Source organism: Streptomyces albospinus, assembly GCF_014648695.1.
In the GTDB taxonomy this organism is placed as follows: domain Bacteria; phylum Actinomycetota; class Actinomycetes; order Streptomycetales; family Streptomycetaceae; genus Streptomyces; species Streptomyces albospinus.
On sequence record NZ_BMRP01000066.1, the window covers coordinates 16084 to 28411 of the forward strand.

The following is a 12328-nucleotide window of genomic DNA, read 5'->3' on the forward strand; positions in this document are numbered from 1 at the left end:
CCGCCGCGCCGTGCGGAACTCATCGCCATTCGGGTGGGGAGTTCCGGGGAGCGTCGCGGGAGGGGCGCCGGGCTCACTGCCAGGTGAACGTGACGTCCTCGGTGTCGAGGTGCATGCCCAGCGGGACCCGCCAGGCGTCCACGCACACCCGCCAGGTTCCGGTCGCCGGCCTGCCGGGGGCGAGCGGCAGCGGAAGCTTGTGGTCGGAGCTGATCGTGGCCCAGTCGATGCCGAGGGCACCGATGACGTGGGTGCCGAAGGTGACGATGCCCGAAGTGACCGGGCGGTCGCCGGTGTTGAGGAAGTCGAGGGTGACCTGCTGGCACCAGCGGACGTCCGTGGCGGTGAGTGCGGGCCTGCCCACGAGGAGGCCGGCGGGGGCGCCCGGGCCCGTGGGGAGGGTGGGCGAGGGCGGGGCCGGTGTGGCGGTGCCGCTCGGTCGCGGCCGGGGGGAATCCCCGGGCGGGGCAGGGGTGTTGGTGGCGCCGGGGCCGGCGGGGGAGGGGGACGGTGTGGCGGTGCCGGGGGATGCCGGGTGCGCGCCGTCGGGAGGTCTCGGGCTGCCGGGGGCACCGGGGTGCCCGGAGTCAGGGGAGCGGTTCGCGCCGGGGCTGCCGTTGCCGTCCAGCGGGGTCAGTTCGACGCCGCCCCGGGGCGGTACGGGCTTGTTCGGCGCGGGGCCGTCGGAGGGGCCCTGTGCGCCCACCGCGGCATAGCCGGATCCGGCCGCGCCACCGCAGCCGGTGAGCAGGACGCCCAGGCAGAGCACGGCCGCCGAGGCGGAGGCAACAGTCGTCGTCCGTCGCATCGGGACAGTGTTGCTGACGGTCTGTCAGATGTATAGGGGTGTGTGCGAGAACGCCCCAGGGGCTCCCTGCGGCGTCGTGAGGCGTGCTCGGCGGCTTCCCCGCGGCTCGTGCGCGATGCTCGCACACGGACCGCCTGAGGTCCGCGTACGGGGCCGATCCGGCCCGTTTCCCCTCTCGTTGCTGTCCGCCGAGCGACCCGGAGCTGCGGGTGGCAGCCGTCCCTCGGCGGACCGTTCCTCAATCGGCGATAAGCCCTTCGCGCAGCTGCGCCAGGGTGCGGGTGAGCAGCCGGGAGACATGCATCTGGGAGATGCCGACCTCCTCGCCGATCTGGGACTGCGTCATGTTGGCGAAGAAGCGCAGCATGATGATCTGGCGCTCCCTGGGCGGGAGTTTGGCCAGCAGGGGCTTGAGGGACTCGCGGTACTCGACGCCCTCCAGCGCGCTGTCCTCGTAGCCGAGGCGGTCCGCGAGGGAGCCCTCACCGCCGTCGTCCTCCGGGGAGGGGGAGTCGAGCGAGGAGGCGGTGTAGGCGTTGCCGACCGCAAGGCCGTCGACGACGTCCTCCTCCGACACCCCGAGGCACAGGGCGAGTTCGGGCACGGTCGGGGAGCGGTCGAGCTTCTGGGCGAGCTCGTCGCTGGCCTTGGTGAGGGCCAGTCGCAGCTCCTGGAGCCGGCGCGGGACGCGGACGGACCAGGACGTGTCGCGGAAGAAGCGCTTGATCTCGCCGACGACGGTCGGCATCGCGAACGTCGGGAATTCCACGCCGCGTTCGCAGTCGAAACGGTCGATGGCCTTGATCAGGCCGATGGTGCCGACCTGGACGATGTCCTCCATCGGCTCGTTGCGGCTGCGGAAGCGGGCGGCTGCGTACCGCACGAGCGGGAGGTTGAGTTCGATGAGTGTGTCGCGCACATAGGCGCGCTCCGCGCAGTCCTTGTCGAGCGTGGCCAGCCGCAGGAACAGGGAGCGGGAGAGCGAGCGGGTGTTGATGGCGTCGACGTCGTCATGCACGTGTGGTGCCGGCGCGGGAATCGCGGCAAGCACCTTTGAGCTGCCCAGTTCTACGGACATGCCACCCCCTTGAGGTCGCGGACGGGTCGCTGCGGCGTCCCCGGCCCAGGGCGGACCGAGGAGTTATACCTCCACCTGAATACCGGAGGCGGCACCACGGCAAACGCGGTTCCCGCAGAATGTCACATGTCGGCAACACGCTGTAGCGCCATGTCGACATATCTGTGCAGGAACGGGTCGCTCGTCCCGGTTAGGCGTCGATCCTGTTTGCGGATCGCAGACGGGCGAAGCTCCGCGACAGTAGCCGGGACACATGCATCTGCGACACCCCCAGCTCGGCACTGATCTGGGACTGCGTCAGATTGCTGTAGTAACGGAGGAGAAGGATGCGTTGCTCGCGCTCGGGCAGCTGCACGAGCAGATGCCGCACGAGGTCGCGGTGCTCGACTCCGGCCAGCTCGGGGTCCTCGTAACCGAGGCGGTCCAGCAGGCCGGGCAGCCCGTCGCCCTCCTGGGCGGCCTCCAGCGACGTGGCGTGGTACGAGCGCCCGGCCTCCAGGCAGGCCAGGACCTCGTCCTCGCCGATCTTCAGCCGCTCGGCGATCTCGGCGGTGGTGGGGGAGCGGCCGTGCAGCACGGTCAGGTCCTCGGTGGCGCCGTTGACCTGCACCCACAGCTCGTGGAGGCGGCGCGGGACATGGACGGTCCGGACATTGTCCCGAAAGTAGCGTTTGATCTCGCCGACGACGGTGGGCATCGCGAAGGTCGGGAACTGGACGCCGCGGTCCGGGTCGAACCGGTCGATGGCGTTGATCAGGCCGATGGTGCCGACCTGGATCACGTCCTCCATCGGCTCATTGCGGCTGCGAAAGCGGGCCGCGGCGTAGCGGACCAGCGGCAGGTTCGCCTCGATCAGGGCGGCGCGGACGCGGGTGTGCTCGGGAGTGCCGGGGTCGAGCCCCGCCAGCTCGGCGAAGAGCACCTGGGTGAGCGCCCGCGTGTCCGCGCTTCGGCTCTCGCGGGATGGAGCCTTGGGCGCAGTACGGGCCGTCACGGTCACGCCACCCTTCACAGTGCACGCATGCAGCATGTTTCGCGTATCGCATGTATCCGGCAAAAGCGGTCATAGCATCACAAGACATGTGCACTGTGTGCAAGCACCCCATAACGCCGTGTTGAACAGAGAGTTGGCGGGAGGAGCGGGCATATGACGAAGCCCCCCGCCCGTGGGGGCGAGGGGCTGGAGCGCGCGGCGGCCGAGGCGGCGCCGGGACTCAGAATTCGTAGTCGGCGATCACCCAGGTGGCGAATTCGCGCCACTGTGCGGCGGCGGCCTGGTGGGCCGGGTGCTCCAGGTAGCGCTTGAGGGCATCGGTGTCGGCGACGGCCGAGTTGATCGCGAAGTCGTGCGCGATCGGGCGGTCGGTGATGTTCCAGGCGCACTCCCAGAACGCCAGCTCCGGGATCTGCTTCTCCAACTCGGCGAAGGCCCGGACGCCGGACCGGACCCGCTCCTCGTCACGGGAGACGCCGTCGTTGAGTTTGAACAGGACCAGGTGGCGGATCACAGGGGCCTCCGTGCGGCAGGGCGGTGCGCAGCCGCTCCGGCCGGCCGGTAGACCCTAGCTGACCAGCTGGGTCATGAACTCGCCGACGCCCTGAGCGGCGGACGAGATGCCCTCGAAGCCGATCTGGACGAGCTGGGCGGCCCGCTTGGGAGTGGCGATGATCGTGTAGAGCACGAAAACGATGAGCAAGTACAACGCGACCTTTTTCGCCGTCGCCATCAGTCCCGTCTCCCCTACGGCAGTCCCTTGCGGCATTCCCCTGGGGCCCCGGTGGCCCCGCCGACCGCTCCGACTCCCGGATGCGGTCGGGCGAGTGTAACCACAGGTGTTCGATCACGGGAGGCGTCGCGGGCCGTCCGGCGGCGCCTTTCACGCCGGCTTTATGGACCAAAGGCCCCTCAAGAGGGGTCCTTCGCCCGCCTGTTGGGGCGAACCGGGCGCGGCAGGATGGGGAGCGTGGCCCGGCGGATCTGGCAGGAATCCGCGGGGCCCCGGGACCAGGGCCTCATTGCGGGGTCCGCGCCGCATGCTTTTCCCCCTGACCGCGGCGCGGGCGTCGAGGCTCGGTCCTCACCGGGGGAGGCGGCCTGTCCCCCCAGGCCGTTTCCCCCGACCGACCGGTAGCCCCGGCTCCGGGCCCTCCCCGGGGGAACGCCAGGGAGCGGCCCGGCGCCGGGGCCCAGTCGTGCGCCGGTGGTCCGTAGCCGCGCCGCAGATGGGCGTAATGCGAGAGATGCGCCGTACGTACCGCCCCTTTTCCGCAACCTCCGGAACGTTCTGCTCGTCCCTCCCCGTGTAAGACCCACCCCGTACGCCGTGGCTTGCATCATGTACGCGACAGTTACGCGGCACGGCGCGGAACCGGTCGGCGGCGGCACGAGGCCGCGTCGCGGTACCGCGCGGGACGACGAAAGGAAAACGGGGCTCCAACGATGAAGATCGACTGGGACCGGCGCACCTGCGCGCGGCGCGGGCACATCACCTACCTTCCGCACGAGGAGCACCACCAGGCGAAGCTCCGCGCGGCCACCGCCCACGGCGAGGCCTGGCGCTGTCTGCGCTGCGGCGACTTCGTGCTGGGCGACCCGCACGGCACCGGGCCGGTGGCCGACGCACCGCTGGTCCCGCGCGGCAAGGTCCTGCGGGATCTGTTCATCCTGCGGTTCCTGGCCGTCGAGCGGGCGGTGCGCGGGGTGTTCATCGTGCTGGCGGCGATCGCCGTCTGGAAGTTCAGCAACAGCCAGGACGCGGTCCGGCAGTTCTTCGACAAGAACCTCGAAGCGGTCCGCCCGGTGGCCGTCCACTTCCACTACGACCTCGACCACTCGCCGATCGTCGACACCATCCGGAAGACCTTCGGCTACAAGCACTCCACCCTGCTGCTGGTGGCCTCGCTGCTGCTGGCGTACGCGCTGGTGGAGATCGTCGAGGGCGTCGGCCTGTGGCGCGCCAAGCGCTGGGCGGAATATCTGACGGTGGTGGCGACGGCGGCGTTCCTGCCGCTGGAGATCTACGAGCTGACCGAGAAGGTCAGCTGGCTCAAGATCGCCACCCTGGCCATCAATATCCTGGCCGTGCTCTATATCGCCGTCGCCAAGCGGCTGTTCGGGCTGCGGGGCGGTCGTGCCGCCTTCGACGAGGAGCGGCAGAGCGCCTCGTTCCTGGAGGTCGCCGCGCCCGCCGGAATGCCCGCCGCGGCCCATCATGGCTGAACGCACAGAACGAGGGACGAACCAACCCATGCGACTCATACCCACGAACTCCGCGCACCGGCACTCCGGTTCGCCGCGCACCACCGCCCGCCGGTCCGCTGCACGCCGCCGCCCGGCCGTCGTCCTGGCGCTGCTCTTCGGCCTGCTGGCCGCTGCGGCCGGTCCGGCCGCAGCCGCCGGCCTGGCCGACACCGCCGCGTCCGGGACGGCCACCGCCGCCGTCCGCCAGGCACCGGCCCGTACGGCCGGTCAGGACGCCTCGGTGCGCATCGCCGCGGCCCCCGCGTCCGCCGTGAAGTGGCGCGGCGGGCACAGCACGCACCGCATCACCAGCTCCCACCACGTCACGCACCAGACGTCCTTCTCCTCCAGCAAGCCGAAGAAGAAGGTCGGCTTCTTCAAGAAGCTCGGCATCTTCCTCATCGTGATCGTGGTGATCTTCATCGTGATCGTGATCCTGGTGATCTGGCTGATCGTGCACTTCATCCGCAAGGCGTTCCGCCGGCGCGGCTAGTAACGCGCGTACGCCGTTTCGCGTTTTGCGCCCGAACCGGGGGCGGCCGGAGTCCGTTGGGGCTCCGGCCGCCCCCGTTTTTGCCGCTCTTCCGCACTGCCTCCGGCGGCCGGAAGGGGGCAGCGGGGCGGCGGTGGTCCCGTCGCCGGCCCGCCTCCGGGTACCGGCGCGCACGCCGGTGGCCCGGAATCGTCAGCGATGTTCCCGGCGGTCCTCGCAGGACGGGGGCGCACGCGGGAGAGGCCGCGCCGCCGCCGCGTTGTGATTCTCCTATGAAACGGCGCGGGTGCCGAAACCTCTGTGAAACCAAGGGAGTTTGAGGTGCGTGAGATGTGCCGCCACCGGCACCCGTAAGGCCCGTAAGGACACCACCATGAAGCGTATGTACCGCCTCGCCGTCGCAAGCCTTGTGAGCACCGCCGTCGTCACCGGAGGCGCCGCCGCGGCCGTCGCCGCTCCGGCGCCCGACGCTCACCCGGGAACCGCCCGCCACCTGCTCGACAAGGCCGACAAGGACGAGAAGGCCGACAAGGACGGCAAGGAGGCCAAGGGCGACCGGGCCGGGCGGGTCACCGTGAGCGCGGAGGCGAACAAGAGCGGCGTTCGGGCCCACCAGGAGGTCCGGATCGCCGGCAAGGTGATCGGCGCCCGGCCGGGCTCGAAGGTCCGGCTCCAGCAGCAGGACCACCACCGCTGGGTCGACCTGCCGGTCACCGCCACCACCCAGCGGCACGGCGAGTACGTGCTGCACGTCAAGCCGGCGCACCGGGGCCGCACCGTCTACCGCGTCTTCTGCGACGGCGTCTTCTCGCACAACGTGACCGTCACCGTGCGCTGACCCGGCCGCACCACGACGGCCCGGAGGAGAGTGCCTCCTCTGGGCCGTCGGCGAGCCGGGGCGGCCGGGGCCGGCGGCGCGGGACGAGCCGGGGTCACCGGCTCTCCTCGCCGACGGCCTTGTCGTACAGGGACTTGATGGCGTCGTTGAAGTAGGGGCTGTAGGAGGTGTCGTCGGTGTCACCGCCGGTCTGATAGCCGCCGATGACGCCGATGACCTCGCCGGTGCGGGTGGCGTGGTCGAAGTGGGTCAGCCAGGGGCTGCCGCTGGTCCCGCCGCTGTAGCCGGTGCAGTCCACCTTCATCTGGTCCGTTTGGAACTTCGTGGTCTTGTTGGTGCACGAGATGGGGTCCTGGCCGCCGGCCGGATAGCCGGTGATCCGCACGCTGTTGCCGTAACCGGCGTTGTAGCCGAAGCGGTTGGCGCCCAGCACATCGGCGATCCGCTTGCCGTCGAGCTTGCCGACGATGACGAACCCCACGTCGTAGCCGGGGTCGGAGGACTGCGCCCAGTGGTCGTCCACCACCATCTTCGTGATCGGCCAGGTGCCGTTGGGCGCCTGGCCGTCGCGGTAGCCGGGAACGAACGCCAGGTCCGTCTGGTAGCCGCCGCCCTTGCCCGTGTGGATGCAGTGCGCCGCGGTGATCACCACGGACTTGCCTGGGCTGTCCACGACGCTCCCGGTGCAGAAGTGGTCGCCGCTGCCGCCGTGGCCGAACACCGCGCCCACCCGCGCGTTGGACGTGGTCGGCGGTGGGGTGTGCGAGACCCCGGGCTGGTGGCGGAAGGGCCGGGCGCCCCGCATCCGCTGCGCGGACCAGCCGTACGCGGCTGCGGTGGCACCCGGGGACGGCGAGGACGAGGGCGGCGCGGAGACCAGGGTGTTCCGGGCCGGCACGTCGCCGGTGGTGCAGCCGGACAAGGCGGCCAGACCGGCGAGCATGGCGACTGCTACAGCAGACCTATGGCGCATGGCGGGATGCTAGGGCACATACCGTGCGGTTCAGGGGCGCTTGGCCACAGCTGCCGGTGTTCCCGGGAGGGGCGCGGGTGCGCCGCGGGCCGTGCGCGGCGCCCGGGACGGGGCGAGGGCGCTCCCGTGCGCTCACACACACCGGTCGGCCGGGGTTTCGCTCCGTCTCAGGGCGTGGTGAGTTCAACGGAACGGGCGGGCGTGGAGAGCCGGTCCTGCGGCCGTGACGGCGTCGCCGACGGCTCATCCTCGGAGTCTCCGAACGGGCCGTCAGGGGACTCGTGGGACGGTCCACGACGGCCGTGGCCGCGCGGTACCGGCACCTGGCCGACTCCCGTCCGCAGCGAGGTCGCGCGTCAGATGGACGGACTCATGGGAAGCCGGACGGAGACGGGCCGGCCGACGATGACGGGCCGGCCGACGATGACGACGGGCCCACCGGAGTGCTCGTACCGGCCAACCGAGGCGGAACTCGTTTACCGGCCAACTGAGACGGAAACCGAGGCGGAAGCGGGTGAGGCGCCCGGTCCGTCGGACCGGGCGCCTCATCTACCAGCGGTAGCGGAGGGATTTGAACCCTCGGTGACTTGCGCCACACTCGCTTTCGAGGCGAGCTCCTTCGGCCGCTCGGACACGCTACCGAGAGAGAGCTTAGCCCAAGGGGGCCGTGCGCCGAAATCGGATTGCGGGGCGCGGGCCGGATCCGGGTCAGCGGTCGCGGAAGAACGCGGTGAGGAGGGCGGCGCAGTCGCCTTCGAGGACGCCGGTGACGACCTCGGGGCGGTGGTTGAGGCGGCGGTCGCGGACGACGTCCCAGAGGGAGCCGACGGCGCCGGCCTTGGCGTCGCGGGCGCCGTAGACGACGCGGTCGACGCGGGAGAGGACGATCGCGCCGGCGCACATCGTGCACGGTTCGAGGGTGACGACGAGGGTGCAGCCCGTGAGCCGCCAATCGCCCGCCCGTCGCCCGCCACCACCTCGGACGGTCTCGGCGGCGGCGCGAAGGGCGAGGACTTCGGCGTGGGCGGTGGGGTCGCCGGTGGCCTCGCGTGCGTTGTGGCCGGTGCCCAGGACCGTGCCGTCGGCGGCCAGCACGACAGCGCCCACCGGGACGTCACCGGTCCCGGGGGCGCGGGCGGCCTCCGCGAGCGCCTGGCGCATCGGCGCGATCCAGGGGTCGCGCAGCGGGTCGGGCGTGGCGGAGGGCAGAGGGGCGGATGGGGGGACGGTCATGTCCCCAGTGTCGGGGACGTGGCCGGGGGCCGGGCCCAGGGGCGGAGCGTGGGCCCGGCTGGGGGCGACCCCCAGCGGTTGCTGGGAGAGGCTCAGCGCACGGCTTCCAGGAGGTCCGTGCAGCCCAGGGCCTCGGCGATCTCGCCGAGTGCGTCGCCGTCGAGGGTGAGCAGTTCCTTTTCGCCGACGCCGAGGTCGCTCAGCAGCCCGGCGTCGCCGAGCGGGCCGCGCACCGCGGCGACCTCGTCGTCGTCGTCAACGTCGTTGTCCGCTTCGGGTTCGCCGTCCTCCGTACCGTCCAGGTCGAGGCTGTCGAGTTCGTCGTCCGCGTCGTCCTCGCGGCCGAGGAGTTCGTCGGTCAGCATCGCGCCGTATGAGCTTCTGCTGGCGATGGCGGCGTTGGAGACGAAGACCCGCGGGTCGTCGTCGCCGTCCACCCGGACGACGCCGAACCAGGCGTCCTCCTGCTCGATGAGGGCCACCACCGTGTCGTCGTCGATCGCCGCCTCTCGGGCCAGGTCGGCCAGATCGGCCAGCGTTTCCACATTGTCGAGCTCCGTATCGCTCGCTTCCCACCCGTCTTCGGTGCGCGCGAGCAGTGCGGCGAAGTACACCGTGACTCTCCCACTGGTCATAGGCGTGCCGGGCTGGGCGGGGCGGCGCTGCACGCCGATGGTCCCGCCCCTTCGGAATCGTGGCAGAAACATCGCGTTCGCGCGCCGTCTTCAGCGCTGCGTCGTGCCGACGTTGTGAGAGATGTCGCTCACGTGCCGGATTGCCACAGGCGCACGGCGGGCGTCGGGGCCGTCCGGCTCGGTTACTGTCGATGTCATGCGGATCCACGTCGTCGACCACCCGCTGGTGGCGCACAAACTCACCACTCTGCGCGACAAGCGCACCGACTCCCCGACTTTCCGGCGGCTCGCCGACGAGCTGGTCACCCTGCTCGCCTACGAGGCCACCCGCGATGTCCGCACCGAGCAGGTCGACATCGAGACCCCGGTGACGGCGACCACCGGCGTGCGGCTGTCCCACCCGCGGCCCATGGTCGTGCCGATCCTGCGGGCCGGTCTGGGCATGCTGGACGGCATGGTGCGGCTGCTGCCCACCGCCGAGGTCGGCTTCATGGGCATGGTCCGCAACGAGGAGACGTACGAGGCCCACACGTACGCGACGCGGATGCCCGACGACCTGTCAGGGCGGCAGGTGTACGTCGTCGACCCGATGCTGGCCACCGGCGGCACGCTGGTCGCGGCGATCCGGGAGCTGATCAAGCGCGGTGCGGACGATGTCACCGCGATCTGCCTGCTGGCCGCGCCGGAGGGCGTCGAGGTCATGGAGCGGGAGCTGGCCGGTGCGCCGGTGACGGTGGTCACCGCCGCCGTCGACGAGCGGCTGAACGCCGACCGCTACATCGTCCCGGGCCTGGGCGACGCGGGCGACCGGATGTACGGCACGGCCGGCTGAACCCGCCGGGGCGCGTACGTAGGGCATGCCGCAAGGGCCCCGCACCAGGTGTGGTGCGGGGCCCTTGCGGTGCGCGGTCAGCACTTGGCGGCGGGCTGCTGCGCGGGGTGGGCCAGCAGGGCCAGGGCCTTCGCGGCGTCCTGCTGGGCGGTGAGCTCCTTGAAGGTGCCGCCGATGATCAGGTCGAGATCGGCGCTCGCGCGGTCGTCGGTCTTCTGCTGCGCTCCGGCGAGTTGGGTGGCCAGGACCTTCAGTGGTCCGTCGGCCGCGGCCTTGGGGCCGAGCAGTATCCCGGCGCCGCCCACCTTCTTGTCGTAGGCGACCGGGGCGTTGCCCACCTTCCCGATCTTGAAGCCGCGCTTCTTGAGCTCGTCGGCGGTGTGCTTGGCGAGTCCGGGCCGCGCGGTGGCGTTGTAGACGTTGACGGTCAGCGCGGCCGGCGCGGGGAGTTTTCCGGCGGCGGGCTGTGGGGCGTTGGCCCGGCTCGCCGCGCCGCCCTCCGGGCAGTGTCTGCTGTCCTGGGCGGCCTGGGCCGTACTGCCCTTCCCGCCGAAGACGTCGATGAGCTGCACGGTCCCCCAGCCGGCCAGTCCGAGGACGCAGGCCCCGGCCACGATGCCGAGGATGATGCGGCGACGGTGGCGGGGGCGGCGCATCCGCGGATACCTGTCGCCTGTGATGCGGTACCTCTTACCGCCCATTCCTGGAGGCGTCAGCATGCTCATGGCCGCAGCGTAGTGCGGGCCGTCCGCCGTGCCTACTAAACGATCAACGCGTTGCGTACGGGAAAACCCGAGTGGTCCAATCCGGCCATCGCGGAGCCGGGAGGGGACGGGGGGATATCGGCGGAATACCGGGATAAACCGCTGGAAACCGGGCGGTCAGCCGCCGAGTTCGAGCACCCGGGCGTGCAGGACCTGGCGCTGCTGGAGGGCCGCGCGGACGGCGCGGTGGAGCCCGTCCTCCAGGTAGAGGTCGCCCTCCCACTTGACGACGTGGGCGAAGAGATCGCCGTAGAACGTCGAGTCCTCGGCGAGCAGCGTTTCGAGGTCGAGCTGCTGCTTGGTGGTCACCAACTGGTCGAGGCGTACCGGGCGCGGGGCGACGTCCGCCCACTGGCGGGTGCTCTCCCGGCCGTGGTCGGGGTACGGCCGCCCATTTCCGATGCGCTTGAAGATCACACGGAAAGCCTACCGGGCATGCGGCACCGGGCGCAGCCAAGCGGCGCCAGTGCAAAGCCGATCAATAGCGGCAAATTCGGATCATTGGTAGGTGATGAGCTGGCCGATACGGCACGAACGGGCTACCGCTCGCTCGCCCGCCCGTGGCGTGGCGCGGTGTCCGTGCGGCGCCCGATCACCACTTCTCGGCGTCCGCCAGGCTCCGCTGCCAGTAGGTGACCCGGGCGGTGGCCGGGTCCACCGGGACCGGGGCGCGGCCGTCCACGCCGACCTGCGCCGGGTCGCTGCGGTCGGCCAGGGTCACGCCGAACTGGGAGATCTTTTCGGCCTTGCTGCCCGGGGCGCTCCGGCCGCCCGGCCGATCGGGGGCGGCGGTGGTGACCGTGGCGTACGCCGTCCCGTCGGGCCGCAGCTCGACCGGGGTGCGCGGTTTGCTGCGGGCGATGGGCCGGGCGGCGGCCGGGTGCCGGTCGCTGAGGCGCAGCAGGGGGTAGGGCTGGCCGGCGAAGGTGCAGGTCCGGTCGGAGACGTTGGTGACGGTCAGCAGCATGTGCCGGGCCGGGTGCTGCTCCGCGCCGGCGTGGAACCGCAGCATGTCGGGCGTACAGGCGACCCGGGTGCGGGTGCCGGGGGCGCCCGGTGCGGCCCAGGTGTCGGGCGCCGCGGACGGCGAGGTGGCGGGGGAGACGTCGGAGGAGACCGGTTCGGCCTGCTCGGCGCCGCCGGTCTGGCAGGCGGCCAGCGGCAGCACGGCCGCCGCGGCCAGCAGCACGGCCGCGAGCGTGCGGCGGCGACGGGGGGCGGCGGTGTTCGGTGACGGCATGTACACGATTCTCGACCAGGTGGTTGCCGTGCCGCTAATGGACGGTTAACGCGGTGCGGGCGTCACGTGCCGAATGGGACGCGGGCGGTGGGGCCCGCGGCCTGCTCGGCGGTGGCGGGTGTCAAGCGCCGGACGGACTGGGGGAGTTGGCCGAAATGCTCGGGGAGGGGGTGGCGGAGCGGGGCGCGGTGGT

The 12328-nt window shown here is 71.5% G+C and carries 15 protein-coding genes and 1 tRNA gene; 4 read left to right on the plus strand and 12 right to left on the minus strand.

Going from position 1 to position 12328, the window contains the following annotated elements:
* Positions 1–73: 73 nt before the first annotated feature.
* From IEZ17_RS38460 to IEZ17_RS38480, 5 genes are all read right to left on the minus strand, one after another.
* On the minus strand, positions 74–808 hold the full coding sequence (locus IEZ17_RS38460) for a hypothetical protein (protein ID WP_189308278.1): 735 nt from the start codon (positions 806–808) through the stop codon (positions 74–76).
* A gap of 238 nt (positions 809–1046) precedes the next feature.
* Positions 1047–1886, minus strand: a complete 840-nt coding sequence (locus tag IEZ17_RS38465; protein WP_189308279.1) for an RNA polymerase sigma factor SigF — start codon at positions 1884–1886, stop codon at positions 1047–1049.
* 190 nt (positions 1887–2076) lie between these two features.
* Positions 2077–2886 carry an RNA polymerase sigma factor SigF gene (locus tag IEZ17_RS38470; protein ID WP_189308280.1) on the minus strand — a complete coding sequence of 270 codons (810 nt, stop codon included), beginning with the start codon at positions 2884–2886 and terminating at the stop codon, positions 2077–2079.
* 214 nt (positions 2887–3100) lie between these two features.
* Positions 3101–3394: a Dabb family protein gene (locus IEZ17_RS38475; RefSeq protein ID WP_189308281.1), complete on the minus strand. Its 294-nt coding sequence runs from the start codon at positions 3392–3394 to the stop codon at positions 3101–3103.
* A 54-nt stretch (positions 3395–3448) separates the two neighbouring features.
* Positions 3449–3613 carry a hypothetical protein gene (locus IEZ17_RS38480; protein WP_189308282.1) on the minus strand — a complete coding sequence of 55 codons (165 nt, stop codon included), beginning with the start codon at positions 3611–3613 and terminating at the stop codon, positions 3449–3451.
* A 713-nt stretch (positions 3614–4326) separates the two neighbouring features.
* On the opposite strand from IEZ17_RS38480, the gene IEZ17_RS38485 reads away from it, so the two are divergent.
* The 3 genes from IEZ17_RS38485 to IEZ17_RS38495 all read left to right on the plus strand — a co-directional run bounded on the left by IEZ17_RS38485 (position 4327) and on the right by IEZ17_RS38495 (position 6458).
* Positions 4327–5106 carry a DUF2127 domain-containing protein gene (locus IEZ17_RS38485; RefSeq protein WP_189308283.1) on the plus strand — a complete coding sequence of 260 codons (780 nt, stop codon included), beginning with the start codon at positions 4327–4329 and terminating at the stop codon, positions 5104–5106.
* 28 nt (positions 5107–5134) lie between these two features.
* Positions 5135–5620 (plus strand): hypothetical protein, encoded by a 486-nt coding sequence (locus IEZ17_RS38490; RefSeq protein WP_189308284.1) that lies wholly within the window; start codon positions 5135–5137, stop codon positions 5618–5620.
* Between the two features lie 373 nt (positions 5621–5993).
* Positions 5994–6458, plus strand: coding sequence for a hypothetical protein (locus IEZ17_RS38495; RefSeq protein WP_189308285.1), 465 nt, complete (start codon positions 5994–5996; stop codon positions 6456–6458).
* Between the two features lie 94 nt (positions 6459–6552).
* On the opposite strand, the gene IEZ17_RS38500 is transcribed toward IEZ17_RS38495, so the two are convergent.
* From IEZ17_RS38500 to IEZ17_RS38515, 4 genes are all read right to left on the minus strand, one after another.
* Positions 6553–7431 carry a trypsin-like serine peptidase gene (locus IEZ17_RS38500; RefSeq protein ID WP_229853041.1) on the minus strand — a complete coding sequence of 293 codons (879 nt, stop codon included), beginning with the start codon at positions 7429–7431 and terminating at the stop codon, positions 6553–6555.
* 556 nt (positions 7432–7987) lie between these two features.
* Positions 7988–8072, minus strand: a tRNA-Ser gene (locus tag IEZ17_RS38505).
* 67 nt (positions 8073–8139) lie between these two features.
* The gene (gene tadA / locus IEZ17_RS38510) at positions 8140–8664 is read right to left on the minus strand and encodes a tRNA adenosine(34) deaminase TadA (protein WP_189308286.1); all 525 of its coding nucleotides are present in this window, start codon (positions 8662–8664) and stop codon (positions 8140–8142) included.
* A 92-nt stretch (positions 8665–8756) separates the two neighbouring features.
* Positions 8757–9278 (minus strand): tRNA adenosine deaminase-associated protein, encoded by a 522-nt coding sequence (locus IEZ17_RS38515; RefSeq protein ID WP_189308292.1) that lies wholly within the window; start codon positions 9276–9278, stop codon positions 8757–8759.
* Between the two features lie 217 nt (positions 9279–9495).
* On the opposite strand from IEZ17_RS38515, the gene upp reads away from it, so the two are divergent.
* Positions 9496–10131, plus strand: a complete 636-nt coding sequence (gene upp, locus IEZ17_RS38520; protein WP_189308287.1) for a uracil phosphoribosyltransferase — start codon at positions 9496–9498, stop codon at positions 10129–10131.
* 77 nt (positions 10132–10208) lie between these two features.
* Here upp and IEZ17_RS38525 read toward each other — a convergent pair whose 3' ends face one another.
* The 3 genes from IEZ17_RS38525 to IEZ17_RS38535 all read right to left on the minus strand — a co-directional run bounded on the left by IEZ17_RS38525 (position 10209) and on the right by IEZ17_RS38535 (position 12135).
* Positions 10209–10856: a LytR C-terminal domain-containing protein gene (locus IEZ17_RS38525; RefSeq protein WP_229853042.1), complete on the minus strand. Its 648-nt coding sequence runs from the start codon at positions 10854–10856 to the stop codon at positions 10209–10211.
* 156 nt (positions 10857–11012) lie between these two features.
* Positions 11013–11312, minus strand: coding sequence for a type II toxin-antitoxin system VapB family antitoxin (locus tag IEZ17_RS38530; RefSeq protein WP_189308288.1), 300 nt, complete (start codon positions 11310–11312; stop codon positions 11013–11015).
* A 175-nt stretch (positions 11313–11487) separates the two neighbouring features.
* Positions 11488–12135, minus strand: a complete 648-nt coding sequence (locus tag IEZ17_RS38535) for a DUF4232 domain-containing protein (protein WP_189308289.1) — start codon at positions 12133–12135, stop codon at positions 11488–11490.
* Positions 12136–12328 lie beyond the last annotated feature (193 nt).

Bases quoted from the DNA above. Each gene is read 5' to 3' on its own strand.
- tadA (WP_189308286.1), bottom strand. From the start codon at position 8,664: ATGACCGTCCCCCCATCCGCCCCTCTGCCCTCCGCCACGCCCGACCCG.
- IEZ17_RS38495 (WP_189308285.1), top strand. From the start codon at position 5,994: ATGAAGCGTATGTACCGCCTCGCCGTCGCAAGCCTTGTGAGCACCGCC.
- IEZ17_RS38535 (WP_189308289.1), bottom strand. From the start codon at position 12,135: ATGCCGTCACCGAACACCGCCGCCCCCCGTCGCCGCCGCACGCTCGCG.
- IEZ17_RS38480 (WP_189308282.1), bottom strand. From the start codon at position 3,613: ATGGCGACGGCGAAAAAGGTCGCGTTGTACTTGCTCATCGTTTTCGTG.
- IEZ17_RS38490 (WP_189308284.1), top strand. From the start codon at position 5,135: ATGCGACTCATACCCACGAACTCCGCGCACCGGCACTCCGGTTCGCCG.
- IEZ17_RS38485 (WP_189308283.1), top strand. From the start codon at position 4,327: ATGAAGATCGACTGGGACCGGCGCACCTGCGCGCGGCGCGGGCACATC.
- IEZ17_RS38465 (WP_189308279.1), bottom strand. From the start codon at position 1,886: ATGTCCGTAGAACTGGGCAGCTCAAAGGTGCTTGCCGCGATTCCCGCG.
- upp (WP_189308287.1), top strand. From the start codon at position 9,496: ATGCGGATCCACGTCGTCGACCACCCGCTGGTGGCGCACAAACTCACC.
- IEZ17_RS38500 (WP_229853041.1), bottom strand. From the start codon at position 7,431: ATGCGCCATAGGTCTGCTGTAGCAGTCGCCATGCTCGCCGGTCTGGCC.
- IEZ17_RS38460 (WP_189308278.1), bottom strand. From the start codon at position 808: ATGCGACGGACGACGACTGTTGCCTCCGCCTCGGCGGCCGTGCTCTGC.
- IEZ17_RS38525 (WP_229853042.1), bottom strand. From the start codon at position 10,856: ATGAGCATGCTGACGCCTCCAGGAATGGGCGGTAAGAGGTACCGCATC.